The organism is Rhizobium sp. P1_E1 (assembly GCF_056406015.1).
The window spans coordinates 1-25,130 of the sequence record NZ_JBFUAY010000082.1 but is presented as its reverse complement, the minus strand read 5'-3'; the positions used below and the strand labels follow the sequence as shown (position 1 = coordinate 25,130).

The following is a 25,130-nucleotide window of genomic DNA, read 5'->3' as shown; positions in this document are numbered from 1 at the left end:
TGCCTTGATGGCGTATTCGGCAGCAACTGCCCATTCAGCCGTCGAGTAGTAGGAGTTCGGGCCGGAAGAGTACACAGCAGCGAGGCCGAGCGTACCGGGACCGATGTCAACCGTACCCATTGCACGGACAGCGCCGTCTTCGTTGTCGACGTCCCAGCCGCCAGTGACCTGGTAGCTGAACGCGCCGGCAGTGCCGCCGATGCCGAAGGCAACGCCGACATTGTTCGGACCATCGTTCGGAACAAGGAGGCCGGTGACGGGATCCACGTCACCCTGATAAACGCCGTCTTCCAGTTCATCGACGCTGATACCAGCGTAGAAGGTGCCGCTTTCATACTGATAGCGGATGGAGTTGTGCAGCGTTACGACCGAGCCGATGTCGTCGGTTTCGCCAGAGAGACCATCGTCCCACCAGCTGTAGAACAGACCAGCGCGGAAGCCGGCGATGTCGAGGTAAGCGGAATCGAGAATGGCGTCCTGAGCCGTGGCGTTGTCAGCATTGAACTGCATGACGATGACGCCGGTCAGCGGACCATATTCGGTGTCGCTCTTGGCCGTGAACTGAACCTGACCGCGGGTGACGGCATCCCAGTCCGAATCGCCGCCGACGTCTTCGCCAACGTTAACCTGGAAACGGATGTAGCCTTCGATCTTGAGGCAGGTTTCGGTGCCCGGGATGTAGAAGTAGCCGGTGCCGTAAGCGTCGCAGACGCGAACATATTCAACCGGTTCCRGCTCAGCAGCAACAATAGCGTCAGCTGCAAGAACCGGCGTCGATGCAGCAAATGCTGCTGCTGATGCAAGCAAAACCATTCTGATGTTCATTTACCAATCCATTCCTTTGTCGATCGGGGCTGGCTTCAGATCGGGTAGTCGATTTGAAGCCGGCCCAGTTTGAACAGCCATCTCGGCGTGCGGATCGATCGAACCGCCAAACCGTCATCACATACAAGGCCCTATCAAGCAATTCTCGATACACGCCAGATGGGTTCTCACGGGCAACTTTCCCCGACAACGTGATTTTTATACAACAATTTCAAATATTTATACGAAAGACATGCCAAACGGCTCCGCGACGGAAATCTTCCATCGCAAGCCGCAAACCCTAAACCCCTTTGTCAAATTCTCCACCGTCCGACCCCCGTCGAACATACTGGTGAAGCGCATAAATTCTACCGCCGGCTAATGAGCACAAACAAGGTGGCGGTTTAGAACATAGTGTCCTGAATTCGATACCAATGAGACGAAATTATGACATATCGCCCATTGGTTTCATCGAACATAACCCGGGAATCCTTACCAGGCTATTCACTTTTCCAGGAACTTCGGTCGATTTGAGCGTTTTTTCGCTATTTTTGAGGCTTTTTTTTGCAATAGCAGATCGCACGTGCCTGACCTCTGCCTTTGCCGAACCGGCAATCCCACGTGCAGCCGGAGTGCACACGCCGCCGCCCAGGGGCATATCTGAGGTCGCAGACTCACGCCCGGTCTCAGTCCTCATTGGATTTTGCATTATCGCGTGCGGTCACGGCCGCACGCTTGACCTCAATCCTCGTTTGATTTGGCATTATCGAGAATCATGTAGTCGAGCGGCAACTGCGTCGAATACTTGATCTGCTCCATCRCAAAGGCGGAGGAAACGTCGCGAATCTCGATCTTGGCGATCATCCGCTTATAAAAGGCGTCATAGGCGGCAATATCGGGCACGACGACTCGCAGGAGATAATCGACATCACCGCTCATCCGGTAGAATTCGACCACTTCGGGGAATTCGGCGACCACCTCGGAAAAGCGGCGCAGCCATTCGATCGAATGAGTGGCAGTGCGAATCGACACGAAGACGGTGACCTTGGTGTTGACCTTCTCCGGATCGAGGATGGCGACTCGGCGCTTGATGACGCCGTCTTCTTCCATCTTCTGGATGCGCCGCCAGCACGGCGTCGTCGAAAGCCCCACTTTCTTGGCGAGATCGGCAACGGCAAGCGTCGAATCTTCTTGCAGAAGACGCAGTATTTTTCGGTCGAGGCGGTCCATGCGCACAACAGTCCTTTCGAATTATTTTCTTTGTATAACTCGATTCCGCGCAACTAAAAGAATTTTGTTTCAGGAAAGCAGCATTTTCGTCCGTTCCTGCAAGACCGGGAGCAATTCTTTCTCGAACCAGGGATTGCGCTTCAGCCAGCCGCTATTGCGCCAGCTCGGATGCGGCAGCGGCAGCACCGCCGGCGATCGGTTGGACAGAAGACAGCCACGCCATGCCCGCACCGTCTCGGTCATATTGTCCCGCCTTTCACCGGCCATATGCCAAGCCTGCGCATATTGGCCGATGACCAGTACCAGTTCGATCTGTGGCATGGCCGAAATCACCCTTTGCCGCCAAAGGGGCGCGCATTCGCGCCGCGGCGGCAGATCCGCGCCCTTGCCGTCGTAGCCAGGAAAGCAGAAGCCCATCGGGACAATGGCGAATCGGTCGCGGTCGTAGAAGCTTGCCCTGTCAACGCCAAGCCATGACCGCAGCCGGTCGCCAGAGGCATCGTCGAAAGGCAGCCCGCTCTCATGCACCCGAAGCCCGGGCGCCTGCCCGGCGATCAGGATGCGTGCGCTCGACGAGATCACGGCCACCGGGCGCGGCTCGTGCGGCAGCCGGTGCTTGATGCCTTTTGCCGGCGCGTCTCGACAGATGCGGCAGGAGGCGATCTCCCGCCGCAGCGTCTCCAGCATGGCTTCGTCGGTCATGACTTTACTCCCATCCGACGATCCGCCCGATGAAGTGCAGGGCGCCGTCGAAACCGGAACTCTGGCGCGCATGCTCGCGCACATCGCGTGGCCGCTCGAAAGTCCCGGCCCAGAGGCCCGCCTTTTGAGCCTTCGCGTCGGCCTCCTCCTTGGCGTAACTGCCATAGGAGATGGCCATGCCCTGGCGCACCATGGCGGCATTGATGTCGCCGCCCGCCCCGCTCCGGCAGATGACGAGCAGCCTGTCGTAGCGGTCGTGCCGGCTGCCCTGACAAAGCGTTCCGGATGCCAGCACCATGCCCTGCAGCGCCTCGCGCGCCGCGCGGCCACAGGACCAGGCCTTCCCTGCCCGCTCGCAGCTCTGGTTGAGCTCCGGCGCATCGATGCCTTCGAGGCGCAAACGTTCGGCTCCCAATGTCAGACTGTCGCCGTCGGCGGCATGGAAAGCACCCATATGCTCGATTTTTGCCGCATCATTGAGCTTGGCGGCGATCAGCGCCACGAGCGCCAGCAGGGCAAAAGCGGTCACGCCGTCGCGAATCAGGCGCAGGCCCCGTGTCACGCTTTCGCCTCCTTAAAAAACAAATCCTTGGCAAAGATGGCAAACATCTTCTTAAGAATTGTCGATTAAGCTCTTATCCACCCTGGGATGAAGTTTCAACGTGCACATGAGTACCGGCGTAAGCACATCGACCGACAAGATCATCGTCGACAGGTCGCGCAGCCACCGCAACAAGGCCGTTTCCAAGGCCGTGCGGCAGACGCGCGAACGTCTTCAGTCCGGTCATGCGTCAAATTCCTCCTTCGATCGTGACGTGCTCAACATGTATGTGGCATCGGTGCTGCAGGGCGCGACGATCATGCCGCTCTTCGTCGTCATCATCACCGCGCTTGGCGTTTATTTCACCCAGAATACGCAATTGCTCTTCTGGGCGCTGCTGACACTCACCTGTCACACCGGCAATATCCTGCTGGCGCGGCGCGCGCGCCGGCAGGAAATCACCTCGGAGAGCGCCCGCAAATGGCGCCGCCTGCTGCTGCTCGGCCAGTTCCTGCTCGGCTGCTGCTGGGCCGTCTTCGCGCTGCAAGGCTGCGACACCTGCGAGCCGTCGAGCTTCATTCTCTATAAGGGCGCGACGCTGCTGATCGCGCTCTCCGTCACGGCGATGTCGAACTTCATGCTGACGCCCGCCGTGCTCGCCGCCTTCTCGCCCGCGGTCCTGGCGCTCGCCGCCAAGAGCGGCCTGTCGCGGGACCTCCTCGAAATCAGCCTGACGGGGGCCTTCACCACCACCCTGGTCTTCTTCAATTATATCAGCGACCGGCTCTTCAAGTCGAACCTCAGAATTCTCTCATACCAGTCGGAGAAGGACGACCTGATCGCCGAGTTGGAAGTGGCGAAATCGATGTCGGACGAAGCTCGCCGCCGCGCCGAAGAGGCAAACCTCGCCAAGTCCCGCTTCCTTGCCTCCATGTCGCATGAGCTCAGAACCCCGCTCAACGCCATCCTCGGCTTTTCTGAGGTGATGTCGGCCGAGGTCATGGGGCCGCTCGCCAATCCGACCTACAAGGAATATGCCGGCGATATCCACCGCTCCGGCCAGCATCTGCTCGATCTCATCAACGAGATCCTCGACCTGTCACGCATCGAGGCCGGCAAATACGAGCTGAGCGAGGAGGCGATTTCGCTGCTCGATATCACCGAAGATTGCATCGGCATGGTCCAGTTGCGCGCTCGCGCCAAGAACATTGCCATTTCGGACCAGTTCGAGCGGCAGCTGCCGGCCATCTGGGCCGACGAGAAGTCGATGCGCCAGGTGGTGCTCAACCTTCTCTCCAATGCGGTCAAGTTCACGCCGCAGGGCGGCGAGATCCACGTCAAGGTCGGCTGGACAGCTGGTGGCGGACAGTACATCTCGATCAAGGACAACGGCCCCGGCATTCCGGAAGAAGAGATTCCCGTCGTCCTGTCGGCCTTTGGCCAGGGCTCGATCGCCATCAAGAGCGCCGAACAGGGTACCGGCCTCGGCCTGCCGATCGTCCAGGCGATCCTTGCCAAGCATGATGGGCAGTTCCTGCTGAAATCGAAGCTGCGCGAGGGCACCGAGGTCATCGCCATCCTGCCTGCCAAGCGCGTGCTCCAGAGCCTGCCGGCCGTCGAGGAGGCTCAGGCCGTCTTGCGCAAGCGCAAGAGTTTTGCCTGATTCAGCTAAAGCATGATGCCGAGAAGTGTCAGCGGTTTTTCGGGCGACATCATGTTGGATTTTTTGATTTGGATCCGGATTCAGATTTTCGGCCGATCCAGCGTGAAATCATCCAGATCCAAAGAACAGGTGCTTGCCGAGGACGAAGCCGAGATAGAGGCAGCAGGCGGCAATCATGCAGGTTACCGCGAAGGAGCCGAGATCCTTGGCATGTTTGCCGACGATCGAAATCTCCGGCGAAATCCGGTCGATCACCTCTTCAACGGCGGTGTTCATCGCCTCCATCGAAAAGAGCCCGAGAAACAGAAGCACCGCGACGACGATCTCGCCTGCAGTGGCTCCCACCAACGCCAGCGCCGCGATCGAAACGATGAAGAAGCCAAGTTCCTGGCGGAAGGCTGCCTCTTTCAGCACTCGCAGGAAGCCCGCCCAGGAGTAGCTGGCGGCGGCGATGAAATGCCGAAGTCCGGTCTCTTTCGTCACCGCAGGCTTCGTCAAGATGCCCTCTCCTCTTCTCATTGCATCACAGACCGGGAGAGGCTTTGCCGCCTCCCCTTCGATGAGCGAATACGCAAATACCGAATCCATTTGGGCGGCGCAAGCGAACGCGTGCGGATCGACGGCGCCAGCCGCGGCCTTAATGCTTATTCGACACACCCGCCTGGGCGAAGGTCGCCATGCCGGAATGGCAGGCGGCGGCGGCCTTGACGATGCCGGCGGCAAGCGCCGCACCGGTGCCTTCGCCAAGCCGCATGCCGAGCGCCAGAAGCGGCGTCTTGCCGAGCATCTCGATTGCGCGAAGATGTCCGGGCTCGCCGGAGACATGGCCGATCAGGCAATGATCGAGCGCGGACGGATTGGCGGCCTTCAGGATCGCTGCCGCCGCGGTCGCGACATAACCATCGATCAGCACCGGGATGCGCTCCATGCGAGCAGCAAGAATGGCGCCGGCCATCGCCGCGATCTCGCGGCCGCCGAGCCGGCGCATGATCTCGAGCGGATCGTCGAGATGGTCACAATGCAGCGCCACCGCCTTTTCCACCGCCGCGATTTTGCGCTCGAGCATCTCACCTTCCGAACCGGTGCCGGGTCCTACCCAGTCACGCGCCGAACCGCCGTAGAGTGCATAGTTGATCGCCGCCGCAATCGTCGTATTGCCGATGCCCATCTCGCCGATGCAGAGCAGGTCGGTGCCGCCAGCGATCGCCTCCATGCCGAAGGCCATGGTCGCGGCGCAATCGCGCTCGGAAAGTGCTGCCTCCTCGGTGATATCACCGGTGGGATAATCGAGCGCCAGATCGAAGACTTTCAGTCCGAGATCATAGGCGACACAGATCTGATTGATCGCAGCACCACCCGCTGCGAAGTTCTCGACCATCTGTTGCGTCACCGTTGGTGGAAAAGGCGTGATGCCCTGCTTGGTGACGCCGTGATTGCCGGCAAAGATCGCCACCAGCGGCCGGTTGACGGCAGGTGTGCGGCCGGTCCAGGCGGCAAGCCAGAAGGCGATCTCCTCGAGCCGTCCGAGCGCGCCCGGCGGCTTGGTCAGCTGCGCGTCACGTTCGCGCGCGGCCACCAGCGCGCGGGCATCCGGCCCCGGCAGGTCACGAAGCAGGGTACGGAAATCGTCGAACGGCAGGCCTGAAACGCTCATCTGTGCGGTTTTCCTATAAATCCCGGTATTCTTGTTTTTTCCACGCAAATCAGCTTCTTTGCGGATGGCAACTCTCTTAAAGCGGGCGGACGAGGCGAACAACTCCAAAAGCGCAGCCGCGACCATAAGCCGAGACCTCCGGCAGAACGAAGCAGAATGAAGATCAAGGACTATGCGGTCGATACCGCCCGCGCCGTCGCCTTCCTCAGCCGCATTCCCATGCCGCAATCGCTGTTCAAAGGCTATGACGGCAGGCTCGGCCCGCTGGTGCGCGCCTTTCCCTTCGCCGGCATCGTCATCGGCTTCATCCCTGCACTCGCCCTCCTCCTGCTTTTGGGGCTGCGCGCCGATCCGCTGATGGCAGCCCTGATCGCGCTTTCCATCCAGGTCTTCGTCACCGGCGCCCTGCACGAGGACGGCCTGGCCGATACGGCCGACGGCATCGGCGGCGGCAAGAGCCGCGAGCAGAGCCTCCACATCATGAAGGACAGCCGGATCGGCACCTATGGCGCGATAGCGCTGATCCTCTCCTTCACGATCCGCGCAGCCGCGCTTGCCGCCATCGCCCGCCATTCCGCGCCCCTCACTGCCGCGCTTGCCATTCCCGCTGTCGCGGCGCTGAGCCGCGGCGCCGTCGCCTGGCACTGGCAGCGGTTGGCGCCGGCAAAGGCCGATGGCGTGGCCGCCTCGACCGGCCAGCCGGACGAGGCAGCGATGCAGTTTGCGCTCGCCTCAGCCGGCCTCGTCGCAGCACTTCTGATCTGGCCGGCCTTCGGCCTGCGGCCGCTGGTCGCAAGCCTGCTCGCCACCGGCATCGCAGGGTTTGCCTTCACCGCCTTCATCCGCCGCAAGCTTGCCGGCCACACTGGCGACACGCTGGGCGCAACGCAGCAGATTTGCGAGATCGCCACCCTTTGCGCCCTTGCCACGGCTCTTTGAAACTCCGATATATCCACCATGCAAACACCCTGCGTTCACGTCTGCTCCCTGGTTTCAGCCACCGGATTTTGCGCCGGATGCGGCCGGACTCTTCAGGAAATCGGCAGCTGGATGAGCTACTCCGACACCGAGCGAAGACGGATCATGGCGCTGCTGCCGGCAAGGCTTGCAGGCGCCGTCAGTGTGTCGAACCACATGAAACCAAGCCTCGCCCGCGGGCCGGAGCGGCCTTTATGATCCGTTTGACCGTCTTCCTCGTCGTGATCGGCATCGGCCTTGCCGTGCTGATCGTCAACAATGACAGCGGCCGCATCCTCGGCCTGCAGAGCGATGACTTCGGCCGCGTCGTCTATCTGCTGCCGATCGCGCTGATGCTGTCGGCCGGCATCTGGGCGAGCCGGCGCAGCGTCGGCGAAACGATGCGCCAGATGATGATCTGGCTGGTCATCATCCTGGCGCTGGTGACTGTCTATCTCTATCGCCAGGAAGCGCTCGGCGTCGGCAACAGGCTGCTCGCCGGCCTCGTTCCCGGCCACTCAGTCGTCGTCACCACAAGTGAGGGCGGCCAGGAGATCATTCTGCACAAGCTGCTGAACGGCCATTTCGAAGCCGATGTCGCGGTCAATGGCCAGACGATCGAGATGCTCGTCGATACCGGCGCCAGCATGGTGGCGCTGTCGCGCGAAGATGCCGAACGGATCGGCATCGACCTCTCCCGCCTCACCTATTCCATGACCGTCATGACCGCCAACGGCCGCGGCCGTGCAGCACCCGTCACCCTCGACCAGGTGGCGATCGGCCCGATCATCCGCAACAATGTCGCAGCCAGTGTCGCCGAGGACGGCCGGCTCGACCAGAGCCTGCTTGGCATGAGCTTCCTGGAAACGCTGGGCTCGCTGCAGATGCAGACCGACGAACTCCGCATGCGCGATTAATACGGCTCCGCCGCTTTACGGCGACAACCGGATCTGGCAGCTTGGGCGCAAGAACAACAAGACCACAAAGAGCAAAAAGAAACTCCTAGTCTGGTGGCACCGCATGTTCGACCGGCCTTCGCCTTGGGCGAGGCCTTGATCCATGGGTGCGACAGGAGTTTCGCAATGAATTCAGTCTGGCCGATCGTCATCGGCGGCATTCTGCCCGCCCTGTTCTGGGGCATCACCGCCATCTTCCAGAAGCAGAGCGCCACATCAGCCACCGGCTCCGCCGTCTATCTGATCGCCTTCGGCACTGCTTGCGCGCTCGCCGGCCTGATCGCAGGACTGATCTGGCGCCCTGCCCCATGGACCGCCGAAGGTCTCGGTTTTGCTGCCACATCAGGCGCCTGCTTTGCCGTTGGCACCGGCCTCATCAGCTTTGCGCTTTTCACTTACGGTGTCCCCGTCTCGAAACTCGCGCCGATCTGGAGCTGCAACGTGCTGGTGACGCTGGCAATCGGCGCCGTCTTTCTCGGCGAAGCCTCCGAGCTCGACACAATGAAGCTCGTCGCCGGCACCCTCCTCATCATCTCGGGCGCCCTTCTCGTCAGCAGCGCCTGACGGGAACGGACGCAGCAGCATAAGATAAGCAGTTCGCCGCCAAATGCTCCTGCGTTGCAGCGCGTTCTGCTTTGTTGATATCCTGCGTCAAGGCGCCTCGGCGCGCCGTACCGGAGCCCGATATGAACCCACGACAATTGAAGACATTCCTCGCAGTGATCCGGCACGAAAATCTCACGCGCGCCGCTGCCGAGGTCAGCCTCGCCCAATCGAGCCTCAGCGACCAGATCCAGGCGCTCGAAGAGGAATTGGGCGCAGAGCTCTTTCTCCGCTCCCGGCAGGGCGTCGTCCCGACACCCGCAGGTGCGGTCCTCAAGGCTTATGCCGAGGAGATACTGGCGCTGAACGACGAGGCGAAGGCCGCCGTCAGCGCCGCAGCCGGCAGCGCCGGACAGTCCATCACCTTGGGTACGCTCGAAACCATAGCCGCCGAAAGGCTAGCGCCCTGGCTGTCACTCTTTCGCAAGAAGAACCCACGCGTCGGCCTCAAGCTTAAGGTCAACGGCAGCGGCGAATTGCTTGCGCAATTGCAACACGGCTCGATCGACGTCGCCTTCACCTTCGATCGCGGGCAGCAGGATGAACGCTTCTTGACGCGCCGCATCTGCAGCGAACCGCTGGTGCTGATTGCCGGCCGCGATGCGCAAGCCCGGCCACCGGAAAGCCTCACGGCACTCAGCACCGTGCCCTTCATCGCCACCGAAACCGGTTGCGTCTACCGTCACCTGTTCGACACCGCCTTTGCCGAAGCACACATTGCAGCACCATCAATCGTCACGGAAGCCGACAGCATCGCGACGATCATCCGACTCGTTGCATCCGGCCCCGGATATGGCCTCGTGCCGCGCCTTGCGCTCGGCCCGGCCGCCACACGGGGCGACGTCGTCGAACTGCCCTGGCCGGGCAAACCACCCGCAGCCTCGCTGGTGATGATGTGGCGGCGCAGGCGCGTGCAGTTGCCGGCGCTTACCATCCTGCTGCAATCTGCAAGCGAAGAACTCTCGCCGCTCAGATCAGCCGATGCCCGCCTTCGACATGCAGGATAGTGCCTGTCGTGAAGCCATTGCCGATCAGGAAGCGGATCGCATCGGCAATATCATCAGGCCGTCCAACGCGCCCCGCCGGCAGGCGCTGCGCCATCGCGTCGAGCGTCGCCTGCTTGGCGTCGCCGGCGACGAAGCTCCAGATCGGTGTATCCACCCATCCGGGCGACACCGCGTTGATCCGGATCGGCGCTAGTTCGACTGCAAGTGCCCTGACCAGGCCCTCCAGCGCCGCATTGACGGCGGCGACCACCRATCCACGCGCCGCGGGCCGGTAGGCCGCAACACCTGACGTATAGGTGATCGATCCTGAGGGCGGCAAATGGGCGGCACCATATTTCGCCAGCATCAGCGGCCCGTAGAACTTGCTCTCGACCACCCTTTGCGCCGCCGCAAGCTCAATCGAAGGCAGCAGCTGATAGGCTCCTCCGATATCTGCCGCCGTGCTGACGATGTGATCGACCGGCCGGCCATTGCGGAACAGCGCCGCGACCTCTTCCTCCCGCGATATGTCGACGGCAATCGTCGCCACTCCAGGATAGTCACCGAGAGCGCGGCGGGCCGCCGCAAGCCTATCTTCGCTGCGTCCTGCGATCGTCACCGCCGCCCCTTCCCCGAGCAAACGCCTCGCCAGCGCCAGCCCCATTCCGGAACTGCCGCCAACAATAATGATCTTCGCGCCTTCGATCCTGATACCCGTCATCTGCCGTCTCCTTCTTGGCTGACGCAGCAGATGCCTCAGGCCGGAGCGGAAGAAAAACGGAAGAAACCGATGACGTCATCGAGTTTTCCGATGGTTGTTTCAGAAAACGATCAGTTGCGCAGCCGGTAACCGGTCTTGAAGATCCAGGCGAGTGTTCCCAGGCAGATCACCAGGAATACCGTGATCATCGCCAGGCTGATCGCCGGATTGACATCGGCGATCCCGTAAAAGCTCCAGCGGAAGCCGCTGACGAGATAGAGCACCGGATTGAGGTGGCTGACCACCTGCCAGAAGGGCGGCAGCATGCTGACCGAATAGAAACTCCCGCCGAGGAAGGTCAGCGGCGGCACGACCAGCATGGGAATGAGGTTCAGTTGTTCGAAATTGCCGGCCCAGATGCCGATCATGAAGCCGAACAGACTGAAGGTGATCGCTGTCAGCAGGAAGAACAGGATCATCATGAAGGGATGCTCGATCCTGACGTCGACGAAAAGATTGGCTGTCAAGAGAATGATGAAGCCGATCAGCATCCCCTTGGTCGCCGCCGCCCCGACATAACCGAGCAGGATCTCCGTCATCGCCACCGGCGCCGAAAGTACCTCGTAGATCGTGCCGGTGAATTTCGGGAAATAAATGCCGAAGGAGCCATTGCTGATGCACTGGCCAAGCAGCGTCAGCATGATCAGGCCGGGTGTGATGAAGGCGCCGTAGGACACGCCCTCCACCTCCTGGATACGTGAACCGACCGCGGCACCGAAGACGATGAAATAAAGCGAGGTTGAGATCACGGGCGAGATGACGCTCTGCAGCAGAGTGCGGCGCGTACGCGCCATCTCGAAGAAATAGATCGATTTGACCGCTTCGACGTTCATTTGCCTGCTCCCACCAGCGCCACGAAAATATCCTCGAGCGAGCTTTGCCGCGTCGAGAGATCCTTGAAATGAATATTGTTCTCGCCGAGTCGGGTCAGCAGTGCCGCGATGCTTTCCTGCTCGTTGTCAGAATCGAAATCATAGATCAGCCGGCTGCCGTCCGCTTGCAGCGTCAGCCCATTGCCGGCAAAACAATCCGGCAGCCGGCTGAGCGGTTCGGTGAGATCGAGAATGAGCTGCTTGCGACCGAGCTTGGCCATCAGCGCCGCCTTGTCCTCGACGAGCAGCAATTCGCCGCCGTTGATGACGCCGACGCGGTCGGCGATTTCCTCGGCCTCTTCGATATAATGGGTGGTCAGGATGATGGTGACGCCAGAGGCCCTAAGCTCTTCGACGACATGCCACATGTCCTTGCGCAGCGTCACGTCGACGCCGGCAGTCGGCTCGTCAAGGAAAAGAATATCCGGCTCATGCGAGAGCGCCTTGGCGATCAGTACCCGTCGCTTCATGCCGCCGGAGAGTTGGCGCAGCATATTGTCCTTTTTGTCCCAGAGCGAGAGCGCGCGCAGCACCTTCTCGATATGGGCAGGATTGGCCTTCTTGCCGTGCAGACCGCGCGAAAAGCTCACCGTATTGAACACCGTTTCGAACTGATCGGTGGTCAGCTCCTGCGGCACCAGCCCGATCATCCCGCGGGTGGCGCGGAAATCCTTCACGACGTCGTGGCCGGCGACCAACACCCGGCCGCCGCTCGGATTGGCGATGCCGCAGATGATCGAGATCAGCGTCGTCTTGCCCGCACCGTTTGGCCCAAGCAGCGCCAGGATCTCACCCTTTTCGACGTCGAGATTGATGCCCTTCAGGGCCTCGAACCCATTGGCATAGGTCTTGGTGAGGTTCTGAACGGAAATGATGGGGGCCATGCGGGACTCTTGCGGATTCTTGGAAGTTACTTCGGCCGCTATATAGTCCCTTTGTAACGCTTTAACATCCTTAAGCCATGAACACTGCATTCACGCTGCTAACACAGTTGGCGCGCTGACCTGCTGACGCGGGCGAAGTAGCCGGCATCGGGTTTTGCGAAAGAAAGGCAGCGCCGGCTTCAGATGTCATCATCCGGTGATATTCATGCCCGATAAGGGAGCCGAGGCCAGTACCGGCATCCGCCCCGCCGCCCACCCCTTTGCGGAGCCGTCTCCGGGTGTTCTCGTTGCGCCCCTTTTTCGCTGCCTCGGCATGTAGTCAAAGTTATTGTTCAGTCACGAAGTGCTTGGAACCGGCCAGTATCCCCTGTTCAGCCGCGTTCCGTCTTAGCCGGCCTTGCGCCGGCTTTCTTTTTACGTGCCTCTTCTCCGCTCCTCGCTCTTTCCGTGATCCATTGCGGATGAAAGCGACCAAGGGTGCACCCTTACAGCTCGTCGTAATTGAACCAATCGAAATCCGCGGTCTTCGCCCGGCCCGACGTATCGAAAGCGAATACGCCAGCGAAGGCGCCGGTGAAGGAGCCGTGTTCGCCGCGTCCGCCCTCGTCGGAAATCACGCCGGCGTCCAGGATCGGGCCGATCGGCTGCCAGGCGCCCTTGCCTTCTGTCTGCCAGAAGAATTGCAGGTCGTTCTCGCGGATTTCCATGGCGAGCTGGACGCGACCCTCGGCGGCAATCGCCACTCCGCTGTCGGCGGGAAAGCTCAGGCGTCCGTTCGGGTAGTCGCCGTTGCAGGAGAGGATCGTCACGCAGCGGCCGAGTGTTTCGTGCAGCGTCACAGCAACCGCGTGGAACTTGTGACGGTTATAGTAATGCGTCAGCCCCGCCACCTGCTGATAGGTGTCGGGCGAGAACTCGATCACGGTCTCGGCGCGGAAACTGTGGTGTTCCTGGCGGCGGGCGACCAGCGACTGTTCGAACCAGGAGCCGATGCTTTCGCGCGCAATCAGGCGCAGATGGCCGGCACGATCCGTCAGGTTAAAGATGCGCTCGGGCTCGGGCGTACGCAGCCACTGGAAATCGGCAGGCAATGTGCCGCCGTCGAAGTTGTATTCGCTGCGCATCGGCTTTTCCACGGGAACCGCGCCAAAGAGGCCCGGCACATCGACATCGGGTACCGCGGTGCCGTTTTCAGGATAGAGCCAGTCATCGTCGCGCCAGACGCATTTCTGTAAGGATGTCTCGCGCCCCAGCGTGCAGCGTCGTTTCGGCGGTAGCGGCCGGCCGCAGAGATGGGTGTGATAGGCCTCGCCCTCCGGCGTCTCGACATATTGGCCATGCCCTGCTCGCTGCAGCACTGCGCCCGGATGATCCTTGGAGGTGATGAGATGCATGTTCGGATGCATCTCATAGGGTCCGTCGATCTTTCGCGACCGCGCCATGGTGACGGCATGGTCGTAGCCGGTGCCGCCCTCGGCGGTCGTCAGATAATACCAGCCATTGCGCTTGAAGAGATGCGGGCCCTCGACGAGGCCGAGCAGGCTGCCTGCGAAGATGTTCTTGATCGGCCCCTTCAGCACCTTTGCCGCCGGATCCCATTCCTGCAGCAGGATGCCGTCGAAGGCCGGCGATTTCGGCGAGCCGCCATAGCTTTCGGTGCGGTGGTTCCACTGCATGTTGACGAACCACTTGCGGCCGTCATCGTCATGGAAGAGCGAGGGATCGAAGCCGGAGGAATTGACATAGACCGGCTCGGACCAATCAGCCTCGATCGTAGGTGCCGTGACGATGTAGTTCGGCGCATCTTTGAAATTGCCGTCATAACGCTTGACGTCGGTATAGACCAGCCAGAACTGCCCGTCGGCATAGGACAGGCACGGCGCCCAGATGCCACAGCTATCCGGATTGCCGCGCATGTCGAGCTGCGATCTCCGCTCCAGCGGCCGGCGCACCAGTGTCCAGTTCACCAGGTCCCGCGAATGGTGGATCTGCACGCCGGGATACCATTCGAAGGTCGAGGTGGCGATGTAGTAATCCGCGCCGACGCGGCAGATCGACGGATCGGGGTTGAACCCGGGCAGGATGGGGTTGCGGATCATGACAGGGTCTCCTCCGACCGGCGGTGCTTTTTGCTGTACGTACATCAGATTATAGCAGAAAAAGGCCCGGAAGACTTGTCTCCGGGCCTGACGTGACTATTCGCGTTCGGCGGACTTGGCCCAGAGGTTGATGTCGGCCTCGCGGGCATAGACGTCGATCTCGGCAAGCTCCTCGACACTGAATTCGAGATTGTCGAGCGCCTTGACGCAATCGACGATCTGCGACGAGCGGCTGGCGCCGATCAGCGCCGAGGTCACGCGGCCGCCGCGCAGTACCCAGGCGATCGCCATCTGCGCCAGCGTCTGGCCGCGCCTTTCGGCGATCTCGTTGAGCTTGCGGATATTGTCGATGATCGAGGGGCGGATGTAGTCGCGCTTGAGAAAGTGGTTCTGCGCCGCGCGGCTGTCTTCGGGAATGCCACCGAGATATTTCGTCGTCAGCATGCCCTGGGCGAGCGGCGAGAAGACGATCGAGCCCATGCCGACCTCATCCAGCGTATCGAGCAGCCTGTCGTCCTCGACCCAGCGGTTGAGCATCGAATAGCTCGGCTGGTGAATCAGGCACGGTGTGCCGAGATCCTTAAGGATCTTTGCGGCTTCGCGCGATCGCTGCGAATTATAGGAGGAAATGCCGACATAGAGTGCCCGGCCGGAACGGACGATATGGTCGAGCGCGCCGCAGGTCTCTTCCAATGGCGTTTCCGGGTCGAAGCGGTGCGAATAGAAGATGTCGACATAATCGAGACCCATACGCTTCAGGCTCTGGTCGCAGGAGGCGATCAGGTATTTGCGGCTGCCCCATTCGCCATAGGGTCCCGGCCACATGTCGTAGCCGGCCTTGGAGGAGATGATCAGCTCGTCGCGAAGCCCAGCGAATTCGGTGCGCAGTATCTCGCCGAAGGCAGTTTCTGCACCGCCGGGCGGCGGACCGTAATTGTTGGCGAGGTCGAAATGGGTAATGCCGAGGTCGAAGGCCGTGCGGCACATGTCGATCTTGCGGTCATGCGGCGTGTCGCCGCCGAAATTGTGCCAGAGGCCGAGGGAGACGGCCGGCAGCTTCAGGCCGGAACGGCCCGTGCGGTTATATTTCATTTTGGAATAGCGGTCTGCGGCTGGTTGCCAGCTCATAAGACTCTCCTTGCTAAAATATCTATACAGTCGTCATGCTCGGCCTTATGCCGAGCATCTGCCGCCCTGCCTGTAGGTCCTCGGCACAAGGCCGAGGATAACGACTTTGACGGTATGTCTCGCGGTCCGACGAGATACAGGCATTCTTCCTGTTACTTCAAGAGCGCCTGCGCCTCTTCGATACCGAGGGCGGCCGGCTGCGTGCAGGTCGTCGTCAGGTCGATGAAACGGCCCTCCTCGCCCGACTTCAGGATCGAGGTCATGACGTCGACGCCGTGCAGCGTGCGGTCGAGCGAGCAGCGCGCATCGCGCCCCTCGATCAGCGCCATCACCATGTCGGCAAGGCCGGCAGTGCGGTAGTTGGCGCGCGCGCCGTTCGGGTTTTCCTGGTTGATCTTGCCGAACGGATGCTCCCAAGCCTCAAGCGGCTTGATGTCCTTGTCGCGGCCGCTGGCCTCGACGGTGCCGCCGAAGAAGTTCGGGTCCGGTACGTAGAGCGAGCCATCGGTGCCGTAGAGCTCCATATTGGCATGGCGGTGCGACCACACATCCCAGCTCGCCGTCAGCGTCACCGTGGCGCCGTTGACGAATTCGAGCAGCGCCTGGATCGTCGTCGGCGTCTTGACCGGGATGATCTCGCCATTGCGCGGCTCGCTGGTGATCGTGCGGGTGGGCGACGCCATCGAGGTCATGCCGCCGACACGTTTGACCGGGCCGATCAGATTGATCAGATTAGCGATGTAATAGGGGCCGAGATCGAGGATCGGGCCGCCGCCTGGCAGGAAGAAGAAATCCGGGTTCGGATGCCACATCTCCATGCCGGGGCTCATGACGTAGCAGGCGCCCGAGGTCACCCGGCCGATGCCGCCGTCATCGATGAACTTGCGGGCGAGTTGATGGGCGCCGCCGAGGAAAGTGTCGGGCGCGCAGCCGACGGCAAGGTTCTCATGCTTGGCGATGCGGCGAAGCTCCTCGCCCTCTTCGAGCGAAAGCACCAGCGGCTTTTCCGAGTAGACATGTTTTCCGGCCTCGAGGATCGCCTTCGATACCCGGAAATGCGCATCCGGGATCGTCAGGTTGACGACAACGTCGATCTCGTCATTGACGAGAAGCGCGTCGATCGTCTGCGCTTTGACGCCATATTCCTTAGCGCGCGCCTCAGCCGCCTGCGCGTTGATATCGGCGCAGGCCAGCACCTTCAGCCCCTTGAAGAGCGGTGCCAGCGAGAAGTAAGTGGTGGAGATGTTGCCGCATCCGATGATGCCGACGCCAAGTTCCCTGGTCATGATGAAGCCTCAGTAGGTCTGGAAGGATGCGATCGAGCGGCTGATATTGCGGTCGATGTCATTCGGGTTATCGTGTTCGACGACGTAGTGCTTGGCCTTGGTGGCGCGCAACGCCGTCATCAGCCTGGCCCACTCGACCTTGCCGTGACCGACATCTGCCCAGCCGCTCTCATCCGTCGCCTCGCCGGCCGGTGCGATGTCCTTGACATGAACAGCGGTGATGCGCGGTCCGAGCTTCTCGATCCAGGCGAAGGGATCGGCGCCGCCGCGGATAACCCAGGCGATATCGGCTTCCCAGGAAATGTCGGGCGCGCCTTCGAAGATGTGCTCGATCGGCCGCGAGCCATCCTGCAGCTTGAAGAATTCGAAATCATGATTGTGCCAGCCGAATTCGTAGCCGGCAGCCTTGTAGGGCTTGCTGATCTCCTGCAGGCGCTTGCCGAAGGCCGCCCARCCGGCAGTGTCGGACGGGCGTTCCTCGGCCGCCAGATGCGGCGCATAAATCGAATCCATGCCGAGGATCTTGGCAATGTTCAGCGACTTCTCAACCTCCTTCTCGAGGAAGTCGGGGCTGAAATGGCCGCTCGCCATAACCAGGCCATTCTTGTCGAGCTCAGCGCGAAGGCTCTTCAGCCCGGCATCGTCGAGATCGGCATAGATACCGCCGAAGCCCTCGACTTCGGCATAGCCTGATTTGCCAAGTTTTTCGAAAATCGCCGAATAAGGCTGGAAGTTGCGGGCGCTATAGAGCTGGTAGCTGAGTTTCGTCATCATGTTCTCCTTGGGCCTCGTGCCCATTCTTGCAAGATCAATCCGCCGACTGGCAGGAATACAGGTCGTAGAATCGGAACTCCGGAAGCGCGCCACGATCAAGCGGCCGTGCCGGGGTAAAGGTGATGCGGCGGCTCTCGCCGGCCGCGAGATCGAAGGCATTGTCGGAATATTTGCCGTCCGTCTCGGTCTCGATCATCACGAAGAGCGCAAGTCCCCTAGCGGTGACGTTGATGTCGACGGAGCCATTCTCCTCGACATATTCGTGGGTGACAGCAAGCCCCGCGGGCTCCAGCTCCAGCGCCTTGTAGGTACCGTTGACGTAATGCCCCTCGCCGCCCGTGCCGTTCGACGCGGTGAAGTGYCAGGCAAGCAGCGTTCCCTCGGGAATATCGGAAACGTCGATGCTCGCGGCAGTGACGGCCGCATCCGGCGAACACACGGCCTGCACGTCCTTCAGGTGCCGGCGTTCGCCCTTTACCGTCAGGATCGAGACTGCAAGATCAACGCTGACATCGGCAAGCGTGTCGTTGACCAGCGAGAAGCGGATCGTCTTTCCGTCATCGGAAGGAATGGCAGCGACCGCGACCGGTTGGAAGAAGCGCTTGACGAGATAGTGCATCGCCTTCCAGCGGCCGCCATAGTCGAGGCTCGACCAGGAGGCGACCGGCCAGGTGTCGTTGAGCTGCCAGTAGATCGTGCCCATGCAATGGGGTTTGAGCGACCGCCAGTATTCCACCGCCGTCTTGATCGCCAGCCCCTGCTGGATCTGGGAGAGATAGACGAAGTTCGGAAAATCCTTGGGGAAGCGGAAATAGCGGAACATCGTGCCGGCGATGCGCTCGTTACCGCCGGCATTCTTCTGGTGCAGCTCCATGACGGGGGAAGCGACGTTCATGTCCTTCTCCTCGGCATAGGTCCTGATCACAGGCAGCGACGTATAGGACTGGAAGCCGAATTCCGAGCAGAAGCGCGGACGCACCGAACGGTAATTGTCGAACGACTTGTTCTCGTGCCAGACCGACCAGTAGTGCATGTCGCCGGACCCGTCCGCATGCCAGGCATCGCCGAAATCGAGATAGCCGGACGCCGGGCTCGACGGCCACCAGAGCGCGCCGGGCAACGCCTTTTTCACCGCCTGCTCGATCGTGCGGTTGAGGCGATCATAGGAGACGAGATAACGGTCGCGGTCTTTGCGGGATTCTTCGAACCAGGTGAGCGCCCCGACCAGCTCGTTGTCGCCGCACCAGAGCACGATCGAGGCATGCGAGGAGAGCCGGCGCACCTGGTAATCGACCTCGATTGTTACATTGTCGAGGAAGTCCTCGGTCGAGGGATAGAGGTTGCAAGCGAACATGAAGTCCTGCCAGACCATGAGGCCCAGCCGGTCGCAGAGATCGTAGAAATGATCCTGCTCGTAGAAGCCGCCGCCCCAGACGCGGATCATGTTCATATTGGCGGCTTTGGCCGATTGCAGCAGGTCCTCGGTCTTCTCGGGCGAAGACAGCGAAAATAGCGCGTCGGCCGGGATCCAGTTGGCGCCGCGGCAGAAGATCTCGCGGCCGTTGACCTTGAAAGCGAAGCGGCTGCCTGATGCATCCGGCGTGGTGATCAGTTCGATGGTGCGAAGACCGATCTGCTTGGTCACCTCATCCGTCGGCAATTCGACGGATAGTCTGTAGAGCGCCTGCTCACCGCTGCCAGACGGCCACCAGAGGCGTGGATTGTCGATATGGAAGAGATGGTTGACATGGGTCTCGCCATTGACGCCGACATCCAGGCGCACACGCTCCCCGTCGAGCTCGAAATAGACCTGGGCAATGTCCGGCCACTTGGAAAACAGCGTCGCCGTCACTTTGAGATCGACCGAACCGTCATTATTGTGGGTCTGGCGGGTGACGACGTGTTCGATGCGCGCCGTTTCGAGCTTTTTCAGCGCGATCGTCCCGTAAAGGCCGAGCGGCGCAATGGCGATGTTCCAGTCCCAGCCGAAATGGCATTGCGGCTTGCGCAACATGTTGCCGTCGGGGATTGGCGAATTGCCGGTGCTGTAGGGAATGTAGAAGGGCTGCTGCTTCTGCCGCGCAGCAGCAACAGCGATGCTGGAGGCAAAGACGATGCGGATGCTGTTGTCGCCTGATTTCAGCATGCTGGAGATATAGGGCCGGTAGCGGCGGAAGCTATTATCGGCTTCGAGCGCCAGGAAGCCGTTGACGTGGACGCTGGCGACCGTGTCGAGATAGTCGATATCGAGATACCAGTCGCCTTCGACCTCAGGAAGCGTGAAGCTGCGCTCGACCGCCCATTCGCGCTCGCTGACCCACTGCACCCTTTCCTCGTTGCGGCCGAAATAGGGATCGGGGATCAGTCCTGCCCGGTGGAGCGCCGTGTGCACGTCGCCCGGCAAGATGATTGTAGTGCGGATCTCGCCATCGACAGAGGCAAGCTGCCACGAACCGGAAAGGTCGATGTTGAAACCGTTCTTCGGCAAGGATGTCATAGTCGTATCCCGATCGGGCCGCTCCTGGGATCGCCGGACAAGCCGGACCGCGGCCGAATTTGGCTGGCCTGATGGCCGATTGGAGGTAGGGCGGCGCCATTTCGGCCCCGCCCGCAGAGTTCTCTAGAGACGCAGTTCGCTTTCGGCATCGAAGACCGAGGCGACCGTCATGTCGAAGCTGAGCTTCACCTTGGCTCCGACGTTGAAGCGGCGTGCGCCGTTGACACGTACCGACATCGTGTGACCGGCATGTTTCAGCCACAGCAGATTGTCCGCGCCCATCGGCTCCTCGATATCGACTGTGGCGTCATGTTCTTCGCCGCCGGTATTCTCGTTGACCTTGATGTGTTCTGGACGGACCCCGAGCACCACTTTGCGGCCGGGCTGCAGCGTCTCGCTAGCGTCGTAGGCAGCGAGCGAGAAAATGACGCCGTTGGCCAAAAAGGCAATGCCGTCGCCTGATTTGACCAGCTCGCCATGCAGGAAATTCATTGACGGCGAACCGATGAAGCCGGCGACGAACAGATTGCGCGGCCTGTTGTAGATCGTCGTCGGATCGTCGAGCTGCTGGATGATGCCGCTCTTCATGATGGCGATGCGGTCGGCAAGCGTCAGCGCCTCGATCTGGTCGTGGGTGACGTAGATCATCGTGTTCTTCAGCGACTGGTGCAGGCGCTTGATCTCAACGCGCAACTCCGAGCGGAGTTTGGCGTCGAGGTTGGACAGAGGCTCGTCGAACAGGAAGACGTCGACGTCGCGCACCAGCGCCCGGCCGATCGCCACGCGCTGGCGCTGGCCGCCGGAAAGTTCGGCCGGCTTGCGCTTCAGGAGCGGCTGAATCTGCAGGATTTCGGAGGCGCGCGCCACGCGCTTGTCGATCTCAGCCTGCGGCACCTTGGCGACGCGAAGACCGAAGGACAGGTTCTTCTCGACGGTCATCTGCGGATAGAGCGCATAGGACTGGAACACCATGCCGATGCCGCGGTCCTTAGGCTCTTCCCAGGTAACGTTCTTGCCCTTGATGAAGATCTGCCCTTCCGACGCATCGAGCAGGCCGGCGATGCAATTCAGCAAGGTCGACTTGCCGCAGCCGGACGAGCCGAGCAGCACGAGGAATTCGCCGTCGTTGATGTCGAGGTTGAGATCCTTCAGCACGCTCACCGCACCGAAGTTCAGGGACAGATCCTTGATGGAGACGCTTGCATTCATATTCATGAGATCAACCCTTCACTGCGCCGGCGGCGATGCCGCGGACGAAAAGCCGTCCCGACACGAAGTAGACGATGAGCGGCACGAGACCCGTCAGGATCGTTGCCGCCATGTTGACGTTGTATTCCTTCACGCCCTGGACGGAATTGACGATGTTGTTGAGCTGCACGGTCATCGGATAGGTATCCGGCCGGGTGAACACCACGCCAAACAGGAAGTCGTTCCAGATGCCGGTTACCTGCAGGATCATCGCGACCACGAAGATCGGCAGCGACATCGGCAGCATGATCCGCAGGAAGATCTGCCAGAAGCCCGCCCCGTCGACACGCGCCGCCTTGAACAGTTCCTCCGGCAGCGACACGAAATAGTTTCGGAAGAGCAGCGTCAGGATCGGCATGCCGAAGATCGAATGCACGATCACGAGGCCGCTCAGCGTGCCGTAGATGCCGATTTCGCGCAGGATGATGACGATCGGATAGATCATCACCTGATAGGGAATGAATGCGCCGATGATCAGGATCGAGAAGAAAAGCTCAGATCCTCTGAAGCGCCAGTTTGCCAGCGCGTAGCCGTTCACCGAGGCGATCGCGATCGAGATGATGACCGATGGCACCGTGATGCGCACCGAATTCCAGAAACCGCGCGACAGGCCATCGCAGTTGAGCCCGGTACAAGCCTGCGCCCAGGCTTTCACCCAGGGCTCGAAGGTGATCTCTACCGGCGGCGAAAAGATGTTGCCGAGCCGGATCTCGGGCATACCCTTCAGCGACGTCACCACCATCACGTAGAGCGGCAACAGATAGTAGAGCGCTGCGATGATAAGCGTGCCGTAGAGCATGATGTTGCGCGCCGACACCGCCGGGCGCGGCCTGGGGCCGCTGGGGCCTTCGGCGAGTTTAGGCGCGACGGCGTCGATGCCGGCCGCGGTGGTGTTGAGAGTTCCTACATCAGCCACGCTTGCGCCCTCCGCCGAATTCCAGATAGGCCCACGGAACGATAATGATCGCGACTGTGACGAGCATCATGGTCGAGGCAGCAAAGCCCTGCCCCAGGTTCTGCGCCTGGAACATGTAATCGTAGACATATTTCGCCGGCACTTCCGAGGAGATGCCCGGTCCGCCCGATGTCTGCGCGACCACGAGGTCGTAGACCTTGACGATGCCGGAGGCGATGATCACGATCGTCGTGATAAAGACCGGCCGCATCATCGGGATCACGATGAAGAGATAGGTCCTCCACATCGGAATGCCGTCCACGCGCGCCGCTTTCCAGATGTCCTCGTCGATCCCACGCAGGCCGGCAAGCATCAGGCACATGACGAGGCCCGTTCCCTGCCACAGCGCCGCGATCAGAATGCCGTAGATGACGATTTCAGGCGTATAGAGCGGATTGAAGGTGAAACTCGTCCACCCCATCGAGCGCACCACCGCCTGAATGCCGAAATCGGGGTTCAGAACCCATTGCCAGACGAGGCCCGTCACGATGAAGGACAGCGCGAAGGGATAAAGAAAGATGGTGCGGAAAGTGTTTTCGAAACGGATCTTCTGGTCCATCAGTGCCGCGAGCATGAAACCGATGACCAGGCTGAAAATCAGCGAGAGGATGCCGTAGACAGCCAGATTCTCGATCGCCGTCACCCAGCGGGGTGCCGCCCAAAGGCGCTGGTACTGATCGAAGCCGACAAAGCTCAACCGCGGAAGGAGCTTGGAATTAGTGAATGAATAAAAGACCGTCCAAAACGTGCCGCCGACAAAGATCACCAGCGCCGTCAGGATCATCGGAATGGACGCAATCTTGGCATTCAGATTGCGCAGTAACTTATTTGGCCGGCCTGCTCGCGCTTGACCCGTCATGAATACTTCTCCTCAAATCGCAGCTGCGACCAGTGACAGATCGGCAAGGCGCCGCCTGTCGTCTCCACCTCTGAAACCTGCTGAAGATACCAGAGAGACGCCGCCGCCCGCCGGACCATCACCGACCGTCCGGAACGATCCGGCCCCGATGGGAGCCGGACCGCAAGGGCAGCGAATCTGCTGATCAGTCAGCTGAAGCGATGATCCCGGCGAAACGCTTCTGAGCGTCTTCCGGCGTCATCGACGGATTGGCGAAGAATTCGGAGAAAAGGTCTTCCTTCTGCTTCTGGCTGTCGGCCGAAAGCAGCTGGTCGGTGCCTTGGATCACGTTGCCCTTGGCCAGGATGTCGAGACCCTTCTTCATGCAATCGTTGGCGGCAGYGAGATCGACGTCGCCGCGAACCGGCAGCGAACCCTTCTTCAAGTTGAAGGCAACCTGGGTCTTGGGATCGAGCAGGGTCTTGGCAAGCACGGCCTGCGCCTTGGACTTTTCTTCGTCCTTCAGCAGCGGGAAGTAGAAGGCGTCGCCGCCAGTAGAGATGATCTCGTTCACGCCGAGGCCCGGCAGGCAGGTATAGTCGGTACCGGCCTTCTGACCGGCGAGCGCGAACTCACCCTGCGCCCAGTCGCCCATGATCTGGCCGCCAGCCTTGCCTGTGATGACAAGGTTGGTGGCCTGGTTCCAATCCTGGACGTTGCTGCCTTTGRCCATGCGCCGAGCGTCGTCGGCCGCCTTGAACACCTTGGCGATTTCGGGCCCGGCGGCAACTTCCGCGTCCTTGTCCTTGAAGACCTTGTTGAAGGTATCCTTGCCGGCAACCGCAACCATCAGCACGTCGAAGGCGCCTGTCGCCTGCCACGGCTGACCGCCGACGGCGAGCGGAATGATGCCGGCCTTTTCGAGTGCCGGAGCCGCAGCGACGAATTCATCCCAGTTCTTCGGAACCTCGACGCCGGCCTTCTTGAAGGCGGCGTTCGAAAGCCACAGCCACTGCCAGGAGTGGATGTTGACGGGAGCGCAGTAGATCTTGCCGTCGATGGTGCAGGAATCGAGCAGGCTCGACGGACGAATGATATCCTTCCAGTGCTCGGCGGTCGCCACATCGGTCAGGTCGCGCATCAGGCCGGCCTGGACGAGTTCCTCGGCCTGGCGGCCATGGTTGAACTGGGTGGCGCCCATCGGATCGCCGCCGGTGATGCGGCTGATCATGATCGGACGGGCAGTGCCGCCGGAACCGGCGATAGCACCGTCGACCCAGTGGTTGCCGGTGGCGTCGAATGCCTTTGCCAGCTCGGCGACGGCAGCGGATTCGCCGCCCGAAGTCCACCAGTGCGTGACTTCGAGATCGGTGGCGTTGGCGGCGCCGAACAGAAGCGCGACCGAAGCGGCAAGCACGGCCGCCATTATACGGATTTTCATGAGTTCTCCTCCCTCACTGAAACGTTGCCGGAAAAACTTAGATCAATCGATTTCTCCACGCAACTGCCCGCAGGCAAATTTTTCCGCGATAACGGGAAATGCTACTTCTGCCTGTTTCCATCGGAAGCGCCGCATCCCCTGAAGCGAAATGCAGTCGGCCGTTCTCGCACATGCGTTTTCAATTTATCTATTTGAATAACCATAATAATTTTACACGATAAATTGAGCCGTGCGATTCAGCCTCTTCGCAAT

24 protein-coding genes are annotated in these 25,130 nt (G+C 60.9%); 6 read left to right on the top strand and 18 right to left on the bottom strand.

The genetic code is table 11. The features are described from left to right. The 4 genes from AC1D1Z_RS23115 to AC1D1Z_RS23100 form a co-directional block, all read right to left on the bottom strand. Positions 1-825 (bottom strand): porin (locus AC1D1Z_RS23115; RefSeq protein WP_477851711.1); only part of this gene is annotated, 825 nt, incomplete at its 3' end. 720 nt (positions 826-1,545) lie between these two features. Further along, positions 1,546-2,034 carry an Lrp/AsnC family transcriptional regulator gene (locus AC1D1Z_RS23110; protein WP_477851710.1) on the bottom strand — a complete coding sequence of 163 codons (489 nt, stop codon included), beginning with the start codon at positions 2,032-2,034 and terminating at the stop codon, positions 1,546-1,548. 69 nt (positions 2,035-2,103) lie between these two features. After that, complete coding sequence (locus AC1D1Z_RS23105) at positions 2,104-2,736, bottom strand: uracil-DNA glycosylase family protein (RefSeq protein ID WP_113542025.1); 633 nt, start codon at positions 2,734-2,736, stop codon at positions 2,104-2,106. Between the two features lie 4 nt (positions 2,737-2,740). Beyond that, on the bottom strand, positions 2,741-3,298 hold the full coding sequence (locus tag AC1D1Z_RS23100) for a thermonuclease family protein (protein ID WP_113542024.1): 558 nt from the start codon (positions 3,296-3,298) through the stop codon (positions 2,741-2,743). Between the two features lie 106 nt (positions 3,299-3,404). Between AC1D1Z_RS23100 and AC1D1Z_RS23095 the strand changes: the two genes are divergently transcribed. After that, positions 3,405-4,940, top strand: a complete 1,536-nt coding sequence (locus tag AC1D1Z_RS23095; protein ID WP_018447330.1) for a sensor histidine kinase — start codon at positions 3,405-3,407, stop codon at positions 4,938-4,940. 108 nt (positions 4,941-5,048) lie between these two features. On the opposite strand, the gene AC1D1Z_RS23090 is transcribed toward AC1D1Z_RS23095, so the two are convergent. Both AC1D1Z_RS23090 and cobT read right to left on the bottom strand, forming a co-directional pair. Continuing rightward, positions 5,049-5,438 carry a diacylglycerol kinase gene (locus AC1D1Z_RS23090; RefSeq protein ID WP_003560069.1) on the bottom strand — a complete coding sequence of 130 codons (390 nt, stop codon included), beginning with the start codon at positions 5,436-5,438 and terminating at the stop codon, positions 5,049-5,051. A gap of 139 nt (positions 5,439-5,577) precedes the next feature. Further along, positions 5,578-6,594 carry a nicotinate-nucleotide--dimethylbenzimidazole phosphoribosyltransferase gene (gene cobT / locus AC1D1Z_RS23085; RefSeq protein ID WP_130652556.1) on the bottom strand — a complete coding sequence of 339 codons (1,017 nt, stop codon included), beginning with the start codon at positions 6,592-6,594 and terminating at the stop codon, positions 5,578-5,580. 156 nt (positions 6,595-6,750) lie between these two features. Between cobT and AC1D1Z_RS23080 the strand changes: the two genes are divergently transcribed. The 5 genes from AC1D1Z_RS23080 to AC1D1Z_RS23060 all read left to right on the top strand — a co-directional run bounded on the left by AC1D1Z_RS23080 (position 6,751) and on the right by AC1D1Z_RS23060 (position 10,117). After that, a complete protein-coding gene (locus AC1D1Z_RS23080; RefSeq protein ID WP_130652557.1) occupies positions 6,751-7,533 on the top strand; it encodes an adenosylcobinamide-GDP ribazoletransferase in 783 nt (260 codons plus the stop codon). 18 nt (positions 7,534-7,551) lie between these two features. Then, the gene (locus AC1D1Z_RS23075) at positions 7,552-7,770 is read left to right on the top strand and encodes a DUF1289 domain-containing protein (RefSeq protein ID WP_018242352.1); all 219 of its coding nucleotides are present in this window, start codon (positions 7,552-7,554) and stop codon (positions 7,768-7,770) included. After that, complete coding sequence (locus tag AC1D1Z_RS23070) at positions 7,767-8,468, top strand: TIGR02281 family clan AA aspartic protease (protein WP_130652558.1); 702 nt, start codon at positions 7,767-7,769, stop codon at positions 8,466-8,468. Before AC1D1Z_RS23075 ends, AC1D1Z_RS23070 begins: the two co-directional genes overlap by 4 nt. A 165-nt stretch (positions 8,469-8,633) precedes the next feature. After that, complete coding sequence (locus AC1D1Z_RS23065; protein WP_130652559.1) at positions 8,634-9,071, top strand: EamA family transporter; 438 nt, start codon at positions 8,634-8,636, stop codon at positions 9,069-9,071. A 122-nt stretch (positions 9,072-9,193) separates the two neighbouring features. Next, the gene (locus AC1D1Z_RS23060; protein WP_130652560.1) at positions 9,194-10,117 is read left to right on the top strand and encodes a LysR family transcriptional regulator; all 924 of its coding nucleotides are present in this window, start codon (positions 9,194-9,196) and stop codon (positions 10,115-10,117) included. Here AC1D1Z_RS23060 and AC1D1Z_RS23055 read toward each other — a convergent pair. The 12 genes from AC1D1Z_RS23055 to AC1D1Z_RS23000 form a co-directional block, all read right to left on the bottom strand. Beyond that, on the bottom strand, positions 10,080-10,817 hold the full coding sequence (locus AC1D1Z_RS23055) for an SDR family oxidoreductase (RefSeq protein WP_477851709.1): 738 nt from the start codon (positions 10,815-10,817) through the stop codon (positions 10,080-10,082). The two genes, AC1D1Z_RS23060 and AC1D1Z_RS23055, sit on opposite strands and share 38 nt — an antisense overlap. A gap of 110 nt (positions 10,818-10,927) precedes the next feature. Further along, positions 10,928-11,689 (bottom strand): ABC transporter permease, encoded by a 762-nt coding sequence (locus tag AC1D1Z_RS23050; protein ID WP_018242356.1) that lies wholly within the window; start codon positions 11,687-11,689, stop codon positions 10,928-10,930. Further along, on the bottom strand, positions 11,686-12,612 hold the full coding sequence (locus tag AC1D1Z_RS23045) for an ABC transporter ATP-binding protein (RefSeq protein WP_027684383.1): 927 nt from the start codon (positions 12,610-12,612) through the stop codon (positions 11,686-11,688). The genes AC1D1Z_RS23050 and AC1D1Z_RS23045 overlap by 4 nt, the downstream gene beginning before the upstream one ends. Positions 12,613-13,097: 485 nt before the next feature. Further along, entirely contained in the window at positions 13,098-14,711 is a 1,614-nt protein-coding gene (locus AC1D1Z_RS23040; protein WP_130747999.1) for a glycoside hydrolase family 43 protein, read from the bottom strand. A gap of 96 nt (positions 14,712-14,807) precedes the next feature. Continuing rightward, entirely contained in the window at positions 14,808-15,839 is a 1,032-nt protein-coding gene (gene mgrA / locus AC1D1Z_RS23035) for an L-glyceraldehyde 3-phosphate reductase (RefSeq protein WP_115157419.1), read from the bottom strand. Between the two features lie 152 nt (positions 15,840-15,991). Continuing rightward, a complete protein-coding gene (locus AC1D1Z_RS23030; protein WP_477851708.1) occupies positions 15,992-17,125 on the bottom strand; it encodes a Gfo/Idh/MocA family protein in 1,134 nt (377 codons plus the stop codon). Positions 17,126-17,134: 9 nt separating this feature from the next. Beyond that, positions 17,135-17,896, bottom strand: coding sequence for a sugar phosphate isomerase/epimerase family protein (locus tag AC1D1Z_RS23025; protein ID WP_130652563.1), 762 nt, complete (start codon positions 17,894-17,896; stop codon positions 17,135-17,137). Positions 17,897-17,933: 37 nt separating this feature from the next. Beyond that, on the bottom strand, positions 17,934-20,396 hold the full coding sequence (locus AC1D1Z_RS23020; RefSeq protein ID WP_477851707.1) for a beta-mannosidase: 2,463 nt from the start codon (positions 20,394-20,396) through the stop codon (positions 17,934-17,936). 123 nt (positions 20,397-20,519) lie between these two features. Next, positions 20,520-21,611, bottom strand: a complete 1,092-nt coding sequence (locus tag AC1D1Z_RS23015; protein WP_003540428.1) for an ABC transporter ATP-binding protein — start codon at positions 21,609-21,611, stop codon at positions 20,520-20,522. 4 nt (positions 21,612-21,615) lie between these two features. Then, a complete protein-coding gene (locus AC1D1Z_RS23010; RefSeq protein WP_018242363.1) occupies positions 21,616-22,560 on the bottom strand; it encodes a carbohydrate ABC transporter permease in 945 nt (314 codons plus the stop codon). Continuing rightward, positions 22,553-23,458 carry a carbohydrate ABC transporter permease gene (locus AC1D1Z_RS23005; protein WP_018242364.1) on the bottom strand — a complete coding sequence of 302 codons (906 nt, stop codon included), beginning with the start codon at positions 23,456-23,458 and terminating at the stop codon, positions 22,553-22,555. Before AC1D1Z_RS23005 ends, AC1D1Z_RS23010 begins: the two co-directional genes overlap by 8 nt. Positions 23,459-23,642: 184 nt before the next feature. Continuing rightward, positions 23,643-24,878 (bottom strand): ABC transporter substrate-binding protein, encoded by a 1,236-nt coding sequence (locus AC1D1Z_RS23000; RefSeq protein WP_477851706.1) that lies wholly within the window; start codon positions 24,876-24,878, stop codon positions 23,643-23,645. Positions 24,879-25,130 lie beyond the last annotated feature (252 nt).

Coding starts and splice junctions, on each gene's coding strand:
- AC1D1Z_RS23105 (WP_113542025.1), bottom strand. CDS start 2,736: ATGACCGACGAAGCCATGCTGGAGACGCTGCGGCGGGAGATCGCCTCC.
- AC1D1Z_RS23095 (WP_018447330.1), top strand. CDS start 3,405: ATGAGTACCGGCGTAAGCACATCGACCGACAAGATCATCGTCGACAGG.
- cobT (WP_130652556.1), bottom strand. CDS start 6,594: ATGAGCGTTTCAGGCCTGCCGTTCGACGATTTCCGTACCCTGCTTCGT.
- AC1D1Z_RS23080 (WP_130652557.1), top strand. CDS start 6,751: ATGAAGATCAAGGACTATGCGGTCGATACCGCCCGCGCCGTCGCCTTC.
- AC1D1Z_RS23075 (WP_018242352.1), top strand. CDS start 7,552: ATGCAAACACCCTGCGTTCACGTCTGCTCCCTGGTTTCAGCCACCGGA.
- AC1D1Z_RS23070 (WP_130652558.1), top strand. CDS start 7,767: ATGATCCGTTTGACCGTCTTCCTCGTCGTGATCGGCATCGGCCTTGCC.
- AC1D1Z_RS23065 (WP_130652559.1), top strand. CDS start 8,634: ATGAATTCAGTCTGGCCGATCGTCATCGGCGGCATTCTGCCCGCCCTG.
- AC1D1Z_RS23060 (WP_130652560.1), top strand. CDS start 9,194: ATGAACCCACGACAATTGAAGACATTCCTCGCAGTGATCCGGCACGAA.
- AC1D1Z_RS23050 (WP_018242356.1), bottom strand. CDS start 11,689: ATGAACGTCGAAGCGGTCAAATCGATCTATTTCTTCGAGATGGCGCGT.
- AC1D1Z_RS23045 (WP_027684383.1), bottom strand. CDS start 12,612: ATGGCCCCCATCATTTCCGTTCAGAACCTCACCAAGACCTATGCCAAT.
- AC1D1Z_RS23040 (WP_130747999.1), bottom strand. CDS start 14,711: ATGATCCGCAACCCCATCCTGCCCGGGTTCAACCCCGATCCGTCGATC.
- mgrA (WP_115157419.1), bottom strand. CDS start 15,839: ATGAGCTGGCAACCAGCCGCAGACCGCTATTCCAAAATGAAATATAAC.
- AC1D1Z_RS23030 (WP_477851708.1), bottom strand. CDS start 17,125: ATGACCAGGGAACTTGGCGTCGGCATCATCGGATGCGGCAACATCTCC.
- AC1D1Z_RS23015 (WP_003540428.1), bottom strand. CDS start 21,611: ATGAATATGAATGCAAGCGTCTCCATCAAGGATCTGTCCCTGAACTTC.
- AC1D1Z_RS23005 (WP_018242364.1), bottom strand. CDS start 23,458: ATGACGGGTCAAGCGCGAGCAGGCCGGCCAAATAAGTTACTGCGCAAT.